Annotated in this window: 16 protein-coding genes; 11 read left to right on the plus strand and 5 right to left on the minus strand. The window is 67.5% G+C overall.

Annotation, left to right across the window (positions count from 1 at the left end):
* Positions 1-6: 6 nt before the first annotated feature.
* Positions 7-1,473 (minus strand): potassium transporter TrkG, encoded by a 1,467-nt coding sequence (locus tag AC1AYX_RS02970; RefSeq protein ID WP_476502111.1) that lies wholly within the window; start codon positions 1,471-1,473, stop codon positions 7-9.
* 199 nt (positions 1,474-1,672) lie between these two features.
* Here AC1AYX_RS02970 and AC1AYX_RS02975 point away from each other — a divergent pair, with 199 nt between their 5' ends.
* From AC1AYX_RS02975 to yidC, 5 genes are all read left to right on the plus strand, one after another.
* Positions 1,673-2,701, plus strand: a complete 1,029-nt coding sequence (locus tag AC1AYX_RS02975) for an NAD kinase (protein ID WP_476502112.1) — start codon at positions 1,673-1,675, stop codon at positions 2,699-2,701.
* Complete coding sequence (locus AC1AYX_RS02980; protein WP_476502113.1) at positions 2,701-4,530, plus strand: DNA repair protein RecN; 1,830 nt, start codon at positions 2,701-2,703, stop codon at positions 4,528-4,530. The genes AC1AYX_RS02975 and AC1AYX_RS02980 overlap by 1 nt, the downstream gene beginning before the upstream one ends.
* Complete coding sequence (locus tag AC1AYX_RS02985; RefSeq protein WP_476502114.1) at positions 4,527-5,189, plus strand: HAD family hydrolase; 663 nt, start codon at positions 4,527-4,529, stop codon at positions 5,187-5,189. Before AC1AYX_RS02980 ends, AC1AYX_RS02985 begins: the two co-directional genes overlap by 4 nt.
* 106 nt (positions 5,190-5,295) lie before the next feature.
* Positions 5,296-5,730, plus strand: a complete 435-nt coding sequence (locus tag AC1AYX_RS02990; RefSeq protein ID WP_476502115.1) for a hypothetical protein — start codon at positions 5,296-5,298, stop codon at positions 5,728-5,730.
* Between the two features lie 149 nt (positions 5,731-5,879).
* Complete coding sequence (gene yidC / locus AC1AYX_RS02995) at positions 5,880-6,869, plus strand: membrane protein insertase YidC (protein ID WP_476502116.1); 990 nt, start codon at positions 5,880-5,882, stop codon at positions 6,867-6,869.
* Positions 6,870-6,890: 21 nt separating this feature from the next.
* Here the strand turns inward: yidC and AC1AYX_RS03000 are convergent, their stop codons facing one another.
* Both AC1AYX_RS03000 and AC1AYX_RS03005 read right to left on the minus strand, forming a co-directional pair.
* Positions 6,891-7,514 carry a GNAT family N-acetyltransferase gene (locus AC1AYX_RS03000; RefSeq protein ID WP_476502117.1) on the minus strand — a complete coding sequence of 208 codons (624 nt, stop codon included), beginning with the start codon at positions 7,512-7,514 and terminating at the stop codon, positions 6,891-6,893.
* A gap of 93 nt (positions 7,515-7,607) precedes the next feature.
* A complete protein-coding gene (locus tag AC1AYX_RS03005; protein ID WP_476502118.1) occupies positions 7,608-9,431 on the minus strand; it encodes an ATP-binding protein in 1,824 nt (607 codons plus the stop codon).
* 179 nt (positions 9,432-9,610) lie between these two features.
* Between AC1AYX_RS03005 and AC1AYX_RS03010 the strand changes: the two genes are divergently transcribed.
* On the plus strand, positions 9,611-10,000 hold the full coding sequence (locus AC1AYX_RS03010; protein WP_476502119.1) for a GntR family transcriptional regulator: 390 nt from the start codon (positions 9,611-9,613) through the stop codon (positions 9,998-10,000).
* 20 nt (positions 10,001-10,020) lie between these two features.
* Positions 10,021-11,163, plus strand: a complete 1,143-nt coding sequence (locus AC1AYX_RS03015; protein WP_476502120.1) for a DUF1648 domain-containing protein — start codon at positions 10,021-10,023, stop codon at positions 11,161-11,163.
* 69 nt (positions 11,164-11,232) lie between these two features.
* Here the strand turns inward: AC1AYX_RS03015 and thrC are convergent, their stop codons facing one another.
* Positions 11,233-12,723, minus strand: coding sequence for a threonine synthase (gene thrC, locus AC1AYX_RS03020; RefSeq protein ID WP_476502121.1), 1,491 nt, complete (start codon positions 12,721-12,723; stop codon positions 11,233-11,235).
* Positions 12,724-13,037: 314 nt separating this feature from the next.
* Here thrC and glyA point away from each other — a divergent pair, with 314 nt between their 5' ends.
* The 4 genes from glyA to nadD all read left to right on the plus strand — a co-directional run bounded on the left by glyA (position 13,038) and on the right by nadD (position 17,137).
* Positions 13,038-14,345: a serine hydroxymethyltransferase gene (glyA, locus tag AC1AYX_RS03025; protein ID WP_476502122.1), complete on the plus strand. Its 1,308-nt coding sequence runs from the start codon at positions 13,038-13,040 to the stop codon at positions 14,343-14,345.
* Between the two features lie 85 nt (positions 14,346-14,430).
* The gene (locus tag AC1AYX_RS03030; RefSeq protein WP_476502123.1) at positions 14,431-15,747 is read left to right on the plus strand and encodes a glutamate-5-semialdehyde dehydrogenase; all 1,317 of its coding nucleotides are present in this window, start codon (positions 14,431-14,433) and stop codon (positions 15,745-15,747) included.
* Between the two features lie 5 nt (positions 15,748-15,752).
* Positions 15,753-16,361, plus strand: a complete 609-nt coding sequence (locus AC1AYX_RS03035; protein ID WP_476502202.1) for a phosphoribosylglycinamide synthetase — start codon at positions 15,753-15,755, stop codon at positions 16,359-16,361.
* 26 nt (positions 16,362-16,387) lie between these two features.
* Entirely contained in the window at positions 16,388-17,137 is a 750-nt protein-coding gene (nadD, locus tag AC1AYX_RS03040; RefSeq protein WP_476502203.1) for a nicotinate-nucleotide adenylyltransferase, read from the plus strand.
* Here nadD and AC1AYX_RS03045 read toward each other — a convergent pair.
* A complete protein-coding gene (locus AC1AYX_RS03045) occupies positions 17,134-18,330 on the minus strand; it encodes a glycoside hydrolase family 3 N-terminal domain-containing protein (protein WP_476502124.1) in 1,197 nt (398 codons plus the stop codon). The two genes, nadD and AC1AYX_RS03045, sit on opposite strands and share 4 nt — an antisense overlap.
* Between the last annotated feature and the right edge of the window lie 160 nt (positions 18,331-18,490).

Below are 18,490 nucleotides of genomic sequence, written 5' to 3' on the forward strand. Positions count from 1 at the left end.
GGGGATTCAGCCGACCACGATCGGTTCGGTCGGGTAGCGCACCGCCTCCAGCGAACGGGGGCGGCTGATCGAATAGGCGATCGTCATCGGCCCGAGCCGGCCCACGACCATCGTCGCCGCGAGGATCGCCAACGCGGCCGGATTGTCCTCGCGCGCCACGCCCACCGTGTAGCCGCCGAGGCCGAACGCCGAACAGGAGTCGAACAGCGCGTTCGTCAGCGACGAGCCGGAGACGAGCATGAGCGACAGGGACGAGACGAGCACGAGCAGCAGGCAGGTGCTGGTGATGCTCACCGCCGTCATCGCCACGTTCGTGTGGATGCGGTGGTGGAACGTGTTGATGTCCTTGTGGCCGGTGAACGAGGCCTTGCAGATGAGCAGGATCACCGCGAACGTGGTCACGCGGATGCCGCCGGCCGTCGACGTGCTGCCGCCGCCGATGAACATGATCACGCTCATGAACACCTTCGTCGGCTCGCTCACCTGCGGCACCCACGACAGGTCGAATCCGGAGCTGCGCGGCATGACGGCGGCGACCATCGCGTAGCGCATGCGCGTGTTGAAGTCGGCGTCCCTGAACAGGAACGGGTTGTCCCATTCGACGAGCAGGAACCAGGTGAGCGACATGGCGACGATGATGAACGTGACGGAGAGGGTGATCTTCGTGTGCAGGCTCCAGCGTTTCGGCGGCACGTGCCCGCGCGCGCATTTGAGCAGGTTGAGGATCACGGGGAAGCCGAGCGTGCCGAGGAACGCGGAGAGCATGATCGGCAGGCCCACGCCCCAGCTGTTGACGTGCAGGCCCGCCGTGTCCGGCGTGAAGCCCGCGTTGTTGTACGACATGACCGCGAAGAACAGCGACTCCCACAGGGATTTGCGCCAGTCGCCCCCGTTGACCTTGAGCAGGCCGGGGAACAGGGCGATGAACGTCACGGACTCGATGAACATCGTCGTGCCGATGACGACGGTGAGGACGCCGCGGATCTCGCTGAGCTTCGACGTGCCCAGCTCGCTCGCCGTGAGCAGACGCTGCGTCGACTTCATGTGATGGTTGATGGCGAGCGTGATGAGCGAGGCGAACGTCATCACGCCGATGCCGCCCAGCTGCACGGAGACGAGCAGCACCGCCTGCCCGAACGTCGTCCAGTGCGTGGTCGAGCTGACGATCGAGATGCCGCACGTGGACAGCGCGGATACGGCGGTGAACATCGCCGTCGAGAACGTGGTCGTCTCGCCCTCCGGCGTGGACGGCGGGATGAGGAGCATGGTCGTCGAGGCGACGACCAGGATGATGAAGTAGATGATGGTCAGGCGTCCGGGGTGGGAGACCAGATGCTGGACGATGGTGCGTTTGCGCGGCGGGCGTCCGTCGCCGTCCGCCGCCTGCGCGAACGTGTTGCCGGAGAACCACCACGCGTAGCCGCGCGAGGCCTCCCGGTTGGAGGAGGATTGGTCGAAGACGGGATCCGCCATGTACCCTCGCCCCTCCTTGTCCGTCCGTGGTGTCTGTCTCATGGTGCTCCCGGCGTGCGCCGGCGTATGTGAGGCCATTGTAGGCGTGCATGTCGAGAAACCGCGCGTGCCGGCGTTCGGGAACGGGGTTTCCGACATCCGTTCGATTCGGTTAGGATGGGTGGCAGTTGTACTGTTCCGTCCATCCAAGGGGGAGTCGATGACCGGTGTTCGTCATGCTGTGGTGGTGACCCACACGCGGCTCAGGCAGAGCGGCACCGTCGTGTCCGACGTGGTGGGCAGGCTGCGCGACGCCGGATTCGACGTCTCCATCATCGACAATCTCGAGCCTCCCGCGTTCGACGTGCAGCCGCCCGTCGTCGGCGACGACACGGAGATCGTCGTCGTGCTGGGCGGCGACGGCACGATCCTGCGCGCCGCCGAACTCGTGCGGTGCACGAGCACGCCGATCCTCGGCGTCAACATGGGGCACGTCGGGTTCCTCGCCGAGTTCGAAAGCTTCCAGATGGACGAGGCGATCCGACGCATCGCCACCCGCGACTATTCGATCGACGAGCGCATGATCGCCCACGTGGACGTGTGGCTGCCGGGCGCGTCGACGCCCATCGAGAACTGGGCGTTGAACGACATCACGCTGGAACGCGCCGACCGCGGCAAGATGGTCGAACTGTCCATCAGCGTCGACGACGTGGAGATGAGCTCGTTCGGCGCGGACGGCGTCATCGTGTCCACGCCCACCGGATCCACCGCCTACGCGTTCTCCGCTGGCGGCCCGATCATGTGGCCGAACGTGAAGGCGCTCCAGCTGGTGCCGCTCGCCGCGCACGCCCTGTTCGCGCGTCCGCTCGTCATCGGCGCCGACTCCACGTTCACGATCACCATCCTCGACGATTCGATGTCCGGCGGATGGATCTGCTGCGACGGCCGCCGCCAGCGCGCCCTGCCGAAGGGCACGCGCGTCGACGTGCGCGCCTCGCACGGCACGCTGCGCCTCGCGCGCCTCTCCGGCGCGCCGTTCACCGAACGCCTCGTCACCAAATTCGACCTGCCCGTCGTCGGATGGCGCGAACAGGCCGCGCACGGCGGCGCGGGCGGCGCCGGTGGAGCGAACCGTGCCCAGCACGGCGTCGCCGCCGATTTCCGCTCCGCGTACACGGACCACTCCGACTACCACCACGACTACCACCGCGACGACCACCACGACGGCGACGGGGAGGCGCGCCGCTGATGCTCGAGGAACTCTCCCTGCGTGACCTGGGGCCGATCAGGTCCGCCGTCATCACCCCCGCCTGCGGCATGACCGCCATCACCGGCGAGACCGGCGCCGGCAAATCGATGCTGCTGAGCGCCCTGTCGCTCATCTCCGGCGGCCCCGCCAACGCGAAACGCATCTCCGTCGGCGCGTCCGAAGCGTGGGCGCAGGGCATCTTCGCCGTCGACGACGCGGCGGACGATGCCCATGCGACCGACACGGCGGACGAGACGGTCGGCGACGACGCGGACGGCGACGAGGCGCTCGCCGGCGGCGTGCTCGCCATCGCCCGCCGTGCCGGCGTCGAACCCGAGGACGGCGAACTGTTCCTCGCACGCACCGTGCGCGCCACCGGACGATCGCGCGCCGTGCTCGGCGGCAAGACCGTGCCGCGTTCCGTACTCGCCGCCGTGGCCGGCGAACTCGTCACCATCCACGGGCAGGCCGAACAGCTGCGGATCGCCTCCGCCTCCCGCCAACGCGACTTTCTCGACCACGCGGCCGACGACGGTCGCGAACTCGCCGCCTACCATGCGGCGTGGCGCGAACTCGCCGACATGGACGCCCGCCTCGAACGCCTGCGCTCGCAGGAGTCCTCCGCCCGCGCGCAGGCCGACTACCTGCGCGAATCGGTGGACCGCATCAACGCGGTCGACCCGCATCCGGGCGAACTGGAGGAGCTGAAGGCGAAACGCGACCGCATCGAGAACGCGGCGGACATCGCCGAAGGCGTGTCCCACGCGCTCGCCGCGCTCGACCCGTCGCAGCTGGAACTCGCCGACTCGCCCGCCGAAGCGCCCGGCGCCTCCGACCGGATCCTCGAGGCGGCGCAGGCGCTGCGCGCCATCCACGTGTCCGATGGCGGGTTCGACGAGCTCGCCGACCGGCTCGAATCGGTGAACGCCGACCTTGCGGACATCGTCTTCACCCTGTCCGGGCATCTCGGCGAGGACGTCGGCGAGGCCGACCTCGACACGCTGAACGCGCGCATCCACGACCTCGACGAACTCACCCGCCGCTGGGGGCCGGGCATCGAGGACGTGATCGCATGGCGCGACAAGGCCGCGTTCGACATCGAGGACCTCGACGCCTCGCCCGAGAAACTCGCCGAGCTGGAGGCCGAACGCGACCGGCTGCACGAGACCGCCGCGAAGGCGGCCGCGCGTCTGCGCGAGGCGCGCGAGGCGGCCGCCGGGCGTCTCGCCGCGCGCGTCACCGAGGAGCTCTCCTCGCTCGCCATGGACGGCGCCTCGCTGGAGATCCGCGTCACGCCGCGTGACGGCGACGACGCGCTCGACGCGAACGGCGGCGACGACATCGCGTTCCTGTTCACCCCCTACGAAGGCTCGCCGCAGCTGCCGATGGGCAAAAGCGCGTCCGGCGGCGAACTGAGCCGTCTCATGCTCGCCCTCGAATTGTCCGCCGCGGACATGCACGCGGGGGAAGCGGCAGTGGGGGAGCATGGTGCCGCGCCGTCCGACATGACGTTCATCTTCGACGAGGTCGACGCGGGCGTCGGCGGCAAGGCGGCGGTCGAACTCGGCAGGCGTCTCGCCCGTCTCGCCCGCAGCTCGCAGGTCATCGTCGTCACGCACCTGGCGCAGGTGGCCAGCTGGGCCGACTCGCAGTTCGTCGTCACCAAGGAGCCGCCGGACGCGGACGACGACGATCTGGGCGTCGTCACCACCGTGGCCGAGGTGAGGGACGCCGCGCGCGTCCACGAGGTCGCCCGTATGCTCTCCGGCAGCGAGTCGGAGGCGTCCCTCGACCACGCCCGCGAACTGCTCAAGGAGAGCACGCTATGACATCACGGACATCCCGCAAGGCCGCCATCTTCGACCTCGACGGCACGCTCCTCGACTCGATGGGCGTATGGGACCAGGTTGACATCGATTTCCTCGCCAAGCGCGGGCTGGCCGTGCCCGACGACTACATGGCCAAGGTCGCGCCGATGCAGTTCCGGCAGATCGCCGAATACACGATCGCGCGGTTCGGCCTCAAGGACACGCCCGAGGCATTGATGGACGAGTGGGACGAGATGGCGCGCGTCGCCTACGCGACCACCGTCGAGGCGAAACCGGGCGCGCTCGGCTATCTGCGCGACCTGAAGGCGCGCGGCGTGCGGCTCGCCGTCGCCACCTCGCTGCCGCCGCGTCTCAGGGAACCGGCGTTGCGGCACGTGGGCATGTTCGACCTGTTCGACGCCATCGTCTCCGTCGACGACGTGAACGACGTGGGCAAGGACCGGCCGGACGTCTACCTGCTCGCCGCCGCCCGTCTCGGCGTGGAACCATGCGACTGCACGGTATTCGAGGACCTGCTCGTCGCCGTGCGCTCCGCGAAGTCCGCGGGCATGCGCGTATGGGCCATGCACGACGACTCGTCCGATGCGGACTGGGCCACGATCTGCGACGAGGCCGACGGCGTCCTCTTCGACTTCCACGACGCGCCCCGCGACCTGTAGGGCGTATACTGGCCGCAACGTACGGCGAATGATATACGTGATATACGGTCAGGGGGGCGACAACGGCATGGATGGCATCAGATTTGGCACATGGCTGGGATATGCCATGCTCCTCGTGATGCTCGCGCCCGTCGTCATTCCCGCCGTGCTGGTGCAGGAGATCACGCGGCATGTCGCCGCGACACGGCTTGCATTGTTCTCACGTGGAGGTCTCGTCGTCCGACCGGCGTCGTTCGCCGTCCTGCTTACATTGACCGTCGTGACGCTGTCCATCGGCATGGCCGGCGGGTTCGCGTCCGACACGTCCGGTACGGCGCTCGCCGTCGTCGCGTTGGCCGCATCCTGTGCCGTCATCGTGATTGCGACGGTCGTAGGCGTCGCCGTACATGCGCTCGCCCTCTGCGCGTCCTGCGCCGGCCGCAAGCCGTTGCCGCGTGATTTCCGCTTCGATGCGGTGTTGTGCGACAAGGTGCGCTCGTGGGCGCGCCCGCAATGGGTGCCGCGTTGGGCCCGTTACACGCTTCCCGAACCGCGAATCTGAATTTTCCTCTTCTGTTTGCTCATGTACGCCGTGACATGGTCACGGCCGGTTCCTCTCATATTCAGATTCGTCATCGTGCCGGTCCCGGTCCATGCAGGACCCGGACCGGGACCGTTATCCGGAAAGCGTTTAGCATCATGAATGCCCTCATGCCCCTGTTCCGACCCATCGAATGGGTCATCGCCCAACTACTCACCCTCATCCATGCCGTGTTCGTCGCCGCCGGACTGCCGGACGGTCCCGATCCCGCATGGTGCCTGTCCGTCATGTGCCTGGTCGTCGTCATCCGCGTATGTCTGATCCCGCTGTTCGTCCGTCAGCTGCGCGGCATGCGGGCGATGCAGGCCATCCAGCCGCAAATGCAGCGCATCAGGCGCAGATACGCGGCACGTAGGGATCAACGTTCCCGTGAGGCATTGCAACGCGAGCTCATGGCGTTGCAACGTGAGCATGGCGCCGAACCGCTCGGCTCATGCATGCCCGCGATGATCCAGGCGCCGATCCTATGCTCCCTGTACTACGTGCTGCAGTCGCTGCCCTCCATCGCGTCGGGCAAGGCCGAGCCACTCGGTGCCATGGATCGTGTGCTTGCCGGCAGCGTCGAATCGTCATCGGTGTTCGGCGTGCGTCTGTCCGAAACATTCGGTACGGCCGAATCCGTGGGGCCTCGCGCCGTCATCGGCATGGTCGTCGCGGTCATGTGTGTGTCGTTGTTCGCGATGCAATGGATGCTCATCCACCGCAATACGCCGAAGGATACGATGGATTCTCCGCAGTTCCGCATGCAGAGGATGACGGTGTTCGTCTTCCCGGCCATCTACGTGGTCTCGGGCGTGGCGTTGCCGTTCGGCGTGCTGCTCTATTGGATGACGAACAATCTGTGGAACCTCGCCCAGACGCTGGTCCAGCTGCATTGGTTCCCCGCTCCCGGCTCCATCGCCGCGGAACGCAAGGACGAGCGGGGCCACCGACGCGAGAACGGCCGTCGTGCCGCCGCCGGTCTGCCCTCCCTCGAGGAGGAGAGCGCCGCCAAGTCTCGTGCCGCCGCCCAAGCGCGGCGTGAGCGGGAGTCGGTGCGTGGTGGCCGTGACTCCCACTCACGCCGGCGACTGACGCCGGTCAAATCCCGTCGCCGCTAAAGGACTCGTTCCGGTTCGGCTTCAGCGCACCGGCATGAGGTCGGAGGGGCGTTCGGCGGCGAAACGCTGCGCCTCGAGCTTCTCGCCCTCCTCACGCTCGGCGGCCTCGGCGGTGATGCGGCCGGTGAGGCGCGCGATCGGCGCCTGGTAGACCACTTCGCCGAACGTGCGCCCGCCGCGCTCCACGACGCCTTCGTGACGGTCGACCTCGACGAACCCGAGGGATTCGACCATGTGGCGGGCGCGCAGGTTGAACGACCACACCTTGACGGTGATCTTCTTCGCCTTGAGCTGTTCGGCGGCCAGCGTGATGCCGAGCTTCATGGCCTGGTTGCCGAAGCCGCGATCCTGATAGTACGGGCCGATGAGCACCGACATCGTGGGATTGCGGTCCGGTTCCCCGCCGTCCCAGGCTGAGACGAATCCGATGGGGTTGCCGAACGGGTCGAGCACCGTCCGCCCGAAACGGGTGTCGTCGTCGACGTCGCTCCATTCGTGGAACAGGCGTTCCGCCTCATCGTCGGCTGTCTCGTCCAGGGTCTTCCGGCAGCCGTCGGCGACGGACGGGTTGTTCCACCACCGTGCGAACAGCGGATAATCGGACGGTTCGGTCTTGCGCAGCGTAACAGCGTTGTTGTCAGGCATGATTGCTCCCTTCGTCTCGCCATTGTAGGCACGATGCGCCGTGCGGCGCGACGGAGTTAACCGGCAATTCACATGGGTCGTCGTGCCGCTTGCCTAGGTGGCCTTGAGACGGTACTCCTGTTTGGGGCTGCGGGCCGGCTGGGTGCGTTCGATGGCTCCCGAGCGCAGCAGCTTGCGCAACTGGTAGGTGACGGTCGAACGCGGGGCACCGGTCGCCTCCACCAGCTGCGGTGTCGCCATGGTGCCATGCTCGCCGATGAGCGTCAGCAGCGCCTCCTCCAACGGCGAGTATCCGGCATCCTCGTGAGGTGGAGCCGCGGAGTCGTCGCCGATGGGCGTGACGGCGCTGATAGCTGAAGATGCCGCAGGCACGGTGTCTTCGGCCGGCACGGTCCCTTCATCCGACCGGGAATCCCGTTCGATGCCCATGTATCGGGCATATGGTTCCTCCAGCCATGGCGTGCCCTTGATGGTCTGGTCGTACAGCTCCCGGTCGGTGATGTCCTGCACGTCGATGCCGCCATGGGGGAACGGCACGATCTTCGGATGCGTGGGTTTCGGCACCTTGCCATGGTCCAATCCCACGGAGGCGCTGTAGTCGACGTCTGCCTGTTCGCCCTGCGCGGCGTAGCGTCGATCCCTGCGGCTGTCCGGCAGCCTGGCGGTGTCGGCCGATCGGAAGGTCATGCGGAACGCCGTCAAGGTGTCGGCGATCTCGGGCGCGCCGTTGCCGTTCTCCGTGAGGGTGGCCGTGATGAGTTCGAATCCCGTGCCCCGGTTCTCCGCGACGGTCCCGCCGCGGAACGGCGTGAGCTCCAGCAGCTTGGCCAACGTCTGGTTTCTGGTGGACGTGGCGCCGGGCATGCCGATGGTGTCCGTGGTCACGGCGCCGTACAGTCCGCCGGGGCTGAGTATCTCCAACCGGTCCGCATACATGTTGACCTGGATCTGGCCGCCACGGGCCATCGGCGAATAATCGCGGTGCATGACGGCGTTGACCACCGCTTCGCGTATGGCCTCTTCGGGATACTCGAAGGTGTCCTTGCGCAGGGGACCGTCCAACACGCCGCCGATGCGCATGTTCCTGCGCGCGGCGAGCAACGTCTCCTCGAGGATTTCGGGAATCGGGCCGTCGAAGGTCCGGTTGTCGATGTACTTCACCCCACCGGCGAACACCTTGCTGTACCCCTGATACCGGGTGAACGTGATGTTCAGACGCGGAAAGAACTGCTGCGGGTAGCCGCCCGCGACGAGCAGTCCCGCAAGCGTGGGATGGATGCCGCCGTCGGCGCCGGTTCCCGTGACGCCCAGCATGCACAAGGCCTCATCGTCCGAGATTCTCCCGAAAATGCGCGGCCGTTGCCTGCGGCATAAATCCAGAATGCCCTGAAGCGCATCCGGAATCAGGTCGTCGACGGCGGCCTCGTCGACGACCTCCTTGTCGTATGTGGGCTGTGCACGGTTCTCCAGCAGACGGTCGATCTCGTATTGGCTGAGCTTCCTGTCTCCATCCCATATACGAATGAACGAGCCGCTGTAGCGGCCCCTGTTACGTACATAGCAAGGCTTGTCCAGTGGGTCGATTTCGTCGATGGCGGCGACGACCACCTTCGAGCCGCGATATGCCGCGATTTCTATGACCGGGCGGACCGGTGGCATCAGCTTCTCTCGGCACATCTGCGCCATCGCGTCCGCGATCGATCTGGCGTCGAATCCATCGATGGAGGAGAACCCATGGCGTTCGGAAACGCCGAGGATGATGGTGCCGCCGTTTCCATTGGAGAACGCCGAGACGGTTTCGGGCAACGAAGTCGGCAATCCTCCGACGGCCTCCTTGACCTCGACGCTCTGATCGTCGCTGTCGGCATGACGCAGCGGTTCGAGCAGCGCGTCGATCTCTTCCTCCGACCACATCATGCCTCCTTTGACGTTTCTACATAACAACCATCATAACATGTCGATTGCTATGTTTGCTATGTTGCGTCGCGGTCCGTGCCGACGGTCGACGTTTCGCCGTGGTTCATACGCGCAACGCCGCGATCACAAAAAGTGTTATAGTTGATATGGAACAGGCAGAACGATTTAGGGAAGGGGGCATGCCGATGATCATCGACATCGACGCCCGCAGCGACGTGCCGATCTACGAACAGCTGCGACGCGGCGTCATCGCCGGCATCGCGAACGACGAACTCGCGCCCGGCGACCGTCTGCCGTCCGTGCGCGCGCTCGCCGTCGACCTCGGCATCAACCTGCACACGGTCAACAAGGCGTACGCGCTCCTGCGCGACGACGGCTATATCACGATGCGACGCGGCTCCGGCGCCGTCGTCGCCGAACGAGGCGCCGGAGCCGCGGACGCGCCCGGCGACGCGCGCATCGAAGGCGAACTCCACCGGCTCATACTCGAACACAAGGCGGGCGGGGGAGACGCGGCGTCGTTCCTTGGCCTCGTGCACACGCAACTCGCCCGCGTATACGGCGAATGACGGGATGAAGGAGAATCACCATGAACGCGACCATCGCGACCGTTGCCCTGCTGCTGACGGTCCTCATCCTCCCGTCGCTCGTCGCCGTCCCCATGGCGCTCACGCCGTGGCTGACCGATCGGCGTGAGGTCTTCGGCGTGACCGTGCCTCCCGTCGCGCACCGCGACCCGCGCATCCGCACGCTGAAGACCGGATATCTGCGTGCCGTCGTCGGGGCCGGCGCGGCATGCGTCGCTGTCTCGCTCGCGGTCTGGCTTCTCGCCGGCGCGACCGGTGCATTGTGGGCCGCCGGCATGGCGACCGTACTCGTCGCCGTCCTCGCCGTCGTCGCGCAGCAGGCGTGCCGCCGCAAGGTCATGACGGTCAAACGGGAACGCGGATGGGTGGCGGACGGCGACCGGCGTGCGGCAGCCGTTGCCGAAACCGCCGCGCCCGAACCTCTCGGATTCGGCTGGGAGTCGTTGCAGGCCGTGGCGCTCGCCGTCACGACCCTCGTCGGTGTGCTCGGCTACGACCGCATGCCCGATCGCGTGCCCATGCACATGGATTTCGCCGGACATGTGGATTCATGGGCGGTGAAGTCGCCGGCCGTGATCTGGTATCCGGTGCTTGTGCAATTGGTCATGGCCACGGTGATGGTCGTCTGCCATGCGGTGCTGTTGCGTTCCCGGCGGCCGGTGGACCCGGAACGGCCCGCATCCAGCGCCTATGCCTACGGTGTGTACGCGCGGGCGTGGAGCGTGTATCTGGTCGTCGTCGGCCTGCTCGTCGCCGCGGCGATGGGACTTGGCTTCCAGCTCTCGCTCATCGGAGTGGTCGGCGCGGGAACGGTCGGCGTGCTGCTGGCGCTCGTCGCCGTGGCCGCGGTCGTCGGCGCCATCGGCATGGGCGTGCGCTACGGACAGAACGGCGCGCGCGTGTTCGATGAGGACGACGGTGATGCGGCCGGGGACGGCGATGGCGGCGGGACGATGCCCCGCGATGACGACCGATACTGGATCGGCGGCGTGATCTACTGGAACCGCGACGATCCGGCCGTGATCGTGCCGAAACGCTTCGGCATCGGCTGGACCTGCAACTTCGCGCGTCCGGGAGCGTGGGCGGGAATCGCCGCGCTGCTTGTCGTCATCATCGGCATGCCGGTCGTGTTCGCCCTGCTGTAAGAGAATCCCCCTCAGCCGCCGGTACGGGCTGAAGGGGATTTCCTTACCGAGGGGGATTGCGAAACGCGATCACAGCGCCTTGGCGGCCTGCTCGACGAAGGACTCCATGCCGTCGATCGGGACGACCGTATCGAAGCGGACATCGGCGGTCTCAAGGCCACGCAGCGCGGCCGGGGCGGTCGTGCCGGTCTCATGCGCGAGCACGTCCATGCACTCGAAATCGGTGCCGGTCGCGTCGAAACCGAGGGACTCGTTCACGACGCGCGGGAACTTGTACGGGCTCGCGGTCGCGAGGATCACGCGCGGGGTCAGCGGATCGCGCGGCATCTGCTGCGCGACGAAGTACGCGCACGCGGTGTGCGGGTCGATGACGTAGCGGTTCTTCTCCCAGCAGTCGGCGATCATCTCGCGCACCTGGTCCTCGTCCGCCCAGCCGCAGCCGAACAGCTGGCGGATCTTGGCGAGCAGCGGCTCCGGGATCTCGTACGTGCCCCAGTTCTTGAGGTCGTTCATCAGCATGGCGATGAGGCGCGTGTCGCCGTCGGACAGGTAGTAGAGCATGCGCTCCAGGTTCGAGGAGATGAGGATGTCCATCGACGGGCTGATCGTCTGGAAGAACGGGCGCTGACGGTTGTACGTGCCGGTGGTGAGGAAGTCGAACAGCACGTTGTTCTTGTCGGAGGCGACCACGAGATGCTTGACGGGCAGGCCGAGCAGCTTCGCGTAGTAGCCGGCGAGGATGTCGCCGAAGTTGCCGGTCGGCACGACGAACTCGACCTCGTCGCCCACGTTGATGACCTGCTGTTCGAGCAGTTGCGCGTACGCGGAGAAGTAGTAGACGACCTGCGGCACGAGACGGCCCACGTTGATTGAGTTCGCGGAGGAGAGCACCACGTGCGAGTCGCCGGCGAGCCTCGCGGCGAGCTCCTTGTCGCCGAAGATGCGCTTGACCGCGGACTGCGCGTCGTCGAAGTTGCCCTCCACGGCGGCCACGTTCACGTTCGAGCCGGTCTGCGTGGTCATCTGCAGCTCCTGCACCTGGCTCACCTTGCCCTCCGGATAGAAGACGGTGATTGCGGTGCCCGGGGCGTCGGCGAAGCCGGCCAGCGCCGCCTTGCCCGTGTCGCCGGAGGTGGCGGTGAGGATCATGATCCTCTCGTCCGCGTCGCCGCCGGCCGGCGTGGTGCGCGCCATGAAGCGGGGCAGGATCTGCAGGGCCACGTCCTTGAACGCGGAGGTCGGGCCGTTGAACAGTTCGAGGATGAAGTCGTCGCCGAGCGGCTTCAACGGCGTGATGCGGTCGTCCGACCACTGGTCGCCGTAGGCGGCGTCGATGCACGCGCCCAGCTCCTCGGCCGTGAAGTCGGGCAGCAGCGCGCCCAGCACGCGGCGCGCGATCTCCTGATAGGACTTGCCGGCCAGATCGCCGATCTCGACCTTCACGGAACCCAGCTGGTCGGAGACGAACAGGCCGCCGTCGTCGGCGATGCCCTTGCGGATCGCCTGCTTGGCGGTCAGCGAATCGGTGGTGGAACGGGTGGAATGGAATGTGGTGGCCACGGCGGATCCTTCATACGCGAAACGGGGACGATAAACCATCCACAAGTCTACCGGCGACCCTCCCATGGTGCGGCGAATCTCCCATGGTGCGGTCACACATAATCCACACAACGGCGGAATCACGCCGTTTCGGGCGACCGCACCATGAGGGGTTTGCCGCACCATGGGCATGACGGGCGGGGGTGGGGGTCGCGGGGAGGCGTTCCACGGTGTGAGATTCGTCATACGGCGGAAACAGGTTCGCCACAAACGGACCGTACACTCGTCGCCCGAACGGCAAACCAGTCGTTACCCACACCGTTTAAGGAGCACACATGACCGCTTCACCCCTCGCACAGAAGGCCACCGACGCATTCAACGCGCCCATCAGCGCCGCCGATCCGGAGATCGCCGAGCTGCTTGACTCCGAACTCCGCCGCCAGCAGGGCGGCCTCGAGATGATCGCTTCCGAGAACTTCGTGCCGCGCGCCGTGCTGCAGTGCCAGGGCTCCGTGCTCACCAACAAGTACGCCGAGGGCTACCCGGGACGCCGCTACTACGGCGGCTGCGAGTTCGTCGACCAGATCGAGACCATCGCCCGCGAACGCGCCAAGAAGCTGTTCGGCGCCGAATACGTGAACGTCCAGCCCCACTCCGGCGCCCAGGCCAACGCCGCCGTCTACCAGGCGCTCGTCAAGCCCGGCGACACCGTGCTCGGCCTCGCCCTCGACCACGGCGGCCACCTCACCCACGGCATGAAGATCAACTTCTCCGGCAAGTTCTACCACGCCGAAGCCTACGGCGTGAACCCGGAGACCTTCCGCATCGACCCGGAGATCATCCGCCAGCGCGCCCTCGAGACCCACCCGGCCATGATCATCGGCGGCTGGTCCGCCTACCCGCGCATCGAGGACTTCAAGGCCATCAAGGAGATCGCCGACGAGGTCGGCGCCAAGTTCTGGGTCGACATGGCCCACTTCGCCGGCCTCGTCGCCGCCGGCCTGCATCCGAGCCCCGTCCCGTACGCGGACGTCGTCTCCTCCACCGCCCACAAGACCCTCGGCGGCCCGCGTTCCGGCTTCATCCTCGCCAGGCAGGAGTACGCCAAGAAGCTCAACTCCTCCGTGTTCCCCGGCCAGCAGGGCGGTCCGCTCATGCACGTGGTCGCCGGCAAGGCCGTCAGCTTCAAGGTCGCCGGCACTCCGGAGTTCAGGAACCGCATGGAGCGCACGCTCGAAGGCGCGAAGATCATCGCCGAGCGCCTCCTCGCCGACGACGTCAAGGCCAACGGCATCAGCGTGCTCACCGGCGGCACCGACGTGCACCTGGTGATGGTCGACCTGCGCAACAGCGAGATGGACGGCAAGCAGGGCGAGGACCTGCTCGCCCAGTGCGGCATCACCATCAACCGCAACACCGTGCCGTTCGACCCGCGTCCCGCCTCCGTCGCCTCCGGCCTTCGCATCGGCGCTTCCGCGCTCGCCACCCGCGGCTTCGGACCGAAGGAGTACGAGGAGGTCGCCGACATCATCGGCACCGCGCTCGCCGCCGGCCCGTCCGCCGACGTCGAATCCCTCAAGGCCCGCGTCGACAAGCTCGTCGAGGACTTCCCGCTCTACCCGGACCTCGACCAGATCCACTGATCGGTCCATATCGGCTCCCTCGCCCGGCGGGGGAGCCTTTTCGTATTCCGGACTTTGCGCACGTGTTGCGGTAAGGTGGGTGGTTATGACGAACAACGAGGAAACCGCGGTCGCGGGAGCCGTCTTCGATGCCGTGTGCGTCCGCGCCGACGCCGCCGCACGCGCGCAGCGGGCGCTCGCGCGCGCGGACACGGACGCCAAGAACCGTCTGCTGCACGCCATCGCCGACGCGCTCGACGCCCGCGCCGGCGAGATCGAGACGGCCAACGCCGCCGACATGGACGTGTCGCGCGAGGCCGGCATGGACGCCGGCAAGCTCGACCGCCTGCTCTTCGACGCCCCGCGTGTCAAGGCCGCCGCCGACGGCGTGCGTCACGTCGCCTCCCTGCCCGATCCGGTCGGCGAGATCGTGCGCGGCTACAATCTGCCCAACGGCATGCGCCTGACCCAGACGCGTGTGCCGATCGGCGTCATCGGCATGATCTACGAGGCGCGTCCGAACGTCACCGTCGACGTCGCGTCCCTGTGCCTCAAATCCGGCAACGCGGCGATCCTGCGAGGCGGTCACGCGGCCGAACGCACGAACGCCGCCACGCTCGCCGTGATCGGCGACGCGCTGCGCGCGGAAGGCTTCGACCCGTCGCTCGTCGCCACCGTCGACGATTTCGGACGCGACGGCGCGACCGCGATGATGGAGGCGCGCGGCCACATCGACCTGCTCGTGCCGCGCGGAGGCAAGGGCCTCATCCGCGCCGTCGTCGAGAACTCGAAGGTGCCGGTCATCGAGACGGGCGCCGGCAACGTGCACATCTACATGGACGCCTCCGGCGACCCGGCCAAGGCGATCCCCATCATCATCAACGCGAAGACGCAGCGCGTCGGCGTGTGCAACGCCGCCGAGAAGCTGCTCGTGCACGAGCGCGTCGCCGCGGCGTTCCTTCCCGTGGCGGCCGCCGCGCTGCTCGACGCGGGCGTGACGCTCCACGCGGACGAACGCGCCTACGCGATCATCGACGCCGCCGCGCCGCAGGCCGCGGCGGACGGGCTGCTCACGCACGCGACCGCCGAGGACTGGGACACCGAGTACCTCGCGCTTGAAATGGGGATCAAGGTCGTCGACTCGCTCGACGAGGCCGTCGACCACATCAACGCGCACTCCACCGGCCATACCGAGGCGATCGTCGCCGAGGACTACACGGCCGTCGAAGAGTTCACCGCGCGCATCGACTCGGCCGTCGTCATGGTCAACGCGTCCACGCGGTTCACCGACGGCGGCGTGTTCGGCTTCGGCGCCGAACTCGGCATCTCCACGCAGAAGATGCACGCGCGCGGGCCGATGGGCCTGAGGGAGATGACCACCACGAAATGGATCGGATACGGCAGGGGGCAGGTGCGCGCATGAGCGACATGAACGAGACGACCGACGAGAAGACCGCGAACGACGGCATGAGCGTGCCGATCACCGAACTGCGCGACGACCTCGACCTGGACGACCCGCGCTGCGGGCTCAAGATCGCCGCCGAACGCCTCAGCATCGTGCGCTACGTGTTCCTCGTGCAGATCGAGGACGGCATCGCCTCCGCGTCCCAACGCGCCTCGCTCGAATACGCGGACGCCGTGCTCATCGGCTGGCCCGACGAGCACGCGCCGGACGTGGCGGACCTGGACGACGCGCAGCTGCACGCGGTGCGCGAGCACATGACCCTCATGGAAAGCTACATCGCGCGTTTCTCCACGCTCGAACGCGAAGGCGACGTGGACGGCATGACCGACACGCTCATCCGCGTGACCGAACGCGTCGCCGAGGTGCGCCGCCTCTACCAGCCCGACTTCCCGCTGCCCACGTTCGCGGAGATCCGTCGTGTCGTGCAGGACGAATGGGACGAGGACATGGGCAAGATTGACCCGAAGGACGGCAGCCCCACCGCCATGGAGATCGAACAGGAGACCGAGCAGGCCGAGCACGTCGAACTGCGCGAGGAGGCGGCCGAACGCAAGGCGGAGGGACGCGCGTGAACACGGCCGGCATCGATGCGGAGGGAATGACCGCCGGCGAACGGCGGATGTCCGACCTGTCCGTCGACTCGGTGGAGGCGACCGCCAACGTGGCCAACGCCGGCGCGCCCGGCACCGGCGGTTCCGAATCCGGCCCCGCCGCCGCGCGGCACGGGGCGGCCGTCCGCCGGTCGGCGCGCGGCAACTGGCATGCGACGCCGCGCATCGGCATCATGGGCGGCACGTTCGACCCGATCCACAACGGCCACCTGGTCGCCGCCAGCGAAGTGGCGTGGGTGTACGACCTCGACGAGGTGATCTTCGTGCCCACCGGACGGCCCGTGTTCAAGCTCGACAAGCACGTCACCAACGCCGAGGACCGGTATCTGATGACGGTGATCGCCACCGCCTCCAACCCGAAGTTCACCGTCAGCCGCGTCGACATCGACCGCCCGGGCGTCACCTACACGATCGACACGCTGCGCGACATCCGCGCGCAACGCCCCGACGCGGAACTGTTCTTCATCACCGGCGCGGACGCGGTCGCCGAGATCATGCAGTGGAAGGACGCGGAGAAGATGTGGGACCTCGCCCACTTCGTCGCCGTCACCCGACCCGGCTACTCGTCGCCCGAAGGCGTGAGGCTGCCCGAAGGCAAGGTGGACACGCTGGAGATCCCCGCGTTGGCGATCAGCTCCACCGACGTGCGGCGCCGCGCCGAACACGACGAGCCCGTCTGGTATCTCGTGCCCGACGGCGTCGTCCAATACATCGGCAAGCACGGCCTGTATCGCTAGTCCATCAGCCCCATCTCGAGCTTGAGCCGCACGACGCGCTCCGCCGAACGCTCCACCTTGGCCGCGAACGCGTCATCCGACTTCGCCTTCGCCGCCAACCCGTCGAGGATCGGCGTGACATAGGCGCTCTGGCCGATGCATACGAGATCGCCGCCCGCCTCGACGAACCGCACGCCCAACTGGTCGGTCGGCGTGCCGCTCACCGCGGCCGCCGACAGCGAATCCGACGTGACCACGCCGTCATAGCCCTGCCTGCCGCGCAGCACGCCGTCCACGATCGTGGAGGAGAACGCGGCCGGATTATCCGCGTCGATCCGCTGGTACGTGGCGAGCGACATCATCACCATCGCCGGCCGCGCCTGCGCGATCACCGTGTGGAACGCGCCGATCTCCGCGCCGTCTGCCGTGGTCGTCGTGTCGAGGATGCCGTCCGCCGTGAAATCCGTGTTCCCCTTGACCGCGCCCAGACCCGGATAATGCTTGATCGACGACTGCACGCCCGCGTCGCGCATCCCCGCGACGAACGCCGCCGCATGCGCCGCGTTGCCGGCGGCGTCGAGACCGAAATCACGGTCCAACGCGCCGATCGGATCGTTCTGCTTGCGGTCGCCGGGAACCGTGTCCGTGACCGGCGCGAGATCGACGTTGACGCCGGCCGCCGCCAACTGACCACCCCAACCGGCCGCCGACGCGCGCAGCTGGTCGGACGTCATCGCGCCCTGCTCGACCGCGCTCGGCATCGCGTCGAACCCGGAACCGGTCAGATGCTGCACCTGGCCGCCCTCCTGATCGGTGGCGACGATCAGCCGCGAACCGTCCCCCACATAGGATTGCAGCCCGTCGACCGCCTTACGCACGCCGGACACGCCGGAACGCCAGTTGCCGATGAGCAGCACCGAACCGACGTGACGGTCGGCGATCGCGTCCTTCAACGCGGACGGCTCGCTGCCGGCGAACAACGGCGCCATCACCAGCTGGCCGACGCGTTCCTCCACATCCATGCCGTCGACGATTCGCCGCGCCCGCATCGACGTCGGATCCCCGGGCGTGGGGACGGCCGAACGCGACATGTGCGCGGTCCGGCCCGACGGAGCCGCCGGATGCCGGGCGTCGCGCACCCGCGGCAGGACCACCAGCACGACGACCAGCACGACCGCGAGCGCCGCGGCGACGGCCGTCACGAGCGTCGGCATCGCGCCTCCGCGCCTCGTCGCACCACCGTCCCGACGATTCCCCGTGAGCACAGACGTCCCCTTTCCATCATTTTCCGTCATCGATATCGGTCATCGGCCACCGGCCATCGGATATCCGATGGCCGTCCGTATCCGCGCACGAGAATACACGCCGGCACGG

The sequence above is a fragment of the Bifidobacterium sp. LH_419 genome, from assembly GCF_056356955.1.

Coding starts and splice junctions, on each gene's coding strand:
- AC1AYX_RS02980 (WP_476502113.1), top strand. CDS start 2,701: ATGCTCGAGGAACTCTCCCTGCGTGACCTGGGGCCGATCAGGTCCGCC.
- AC1AYX_RS03035 (WP_476502202.1), top strand. CDS start 15,753: ATGAACGAGACGACCGACGAGAAGACCGCGAACGACGGCATGAGCGTG.
- AC1AYX_RS03005 (WP_476502118.1), bottom strand. CDS start 9,431: ATGATGTGGTCGGAGGAAGAGATCGACGCGCTGCTCGAACCGCTGCGT.
- yidC (WP_476502116.1), top strand. CDS start 5,880: ATGCCCCTGTTCCGACCCATCGAATGGGTCATCGCCCAACTACTCACC.
- nadD (WP_476502203.1), top strand. CDS start 16,388: ATGACCGCCGGCGAACGGCGGATGTCCGACCTGTCCGTCGACTCGGTG.
- AC1AYX_RS03010 (WP_476502119.1), top strand. CDS start 9,611: ATGCCGATGATCATCGACATCGACGCCCGCAGCGACGTGCCGATCTAC.
- AC1AYX_RS02975 (WP_476502112.1), top strand. CDS start 1,673: ATGACCGGTGTTCGTCATGCTGTGGTGGTGACCCACACGCGGCTCAGG.
- AC1AYX_RS03045 (WP_476502124.1), bottom strand. CDS start 18,330: ATGCCGACGCTCGTGACGGCCGTCGCCGCGGCGCTCGCGGTCGTGCTG.
- AC1AYX_RS03015 (WP_476502120.1), top strand. CDS start 10,021: ATGAACGCGACCATCGCGACCGTTGCCCTGCTGCTGACGGTCCTCATC.
- AC1AYX_RS02990 (WP_476502115.1), top strand. CDS start 5,296: ATGCTCCTCGTGATGCTCGCGCCCGTCGTCATTCCCGCCGTGCTGGTG.
- AC1AYX_RS02970 (WP_476502111.1), bottom strand. CDS start 1,473: ATGGCGGATCCCGTCTTCGACCAATCCTCCTCCAACCGGGAGGCCTCG.
- glyA (WP_476502122.1), top strand. CDS start 13,038: ATGACCGCTTCACCCCTCGCACAGAAGGCCACCGACGCATTCAACGCG.
- AC1AYX_RS02985 (WP_476502114.1), top strand. CDS start 4,527: ATGACATCACGGACATCCCGCAAGGCCGCCATCTTCGACCTCGACGGC.
- AC1AYX_RS03000 (WP_476502117.1), bottom strand. CDS start 7,514: ATGCCTGACAACAACGCTGTTACGCTGCGCAAGACCGAACCGTCCGAT.
- AC1AYX_RS03030 (WP_476502123.1), top strand. CDS start 14,431: ATGACGAACAACGAGGAAACCGCGGTCGCGGGAGCCGTCTTCGATGCC.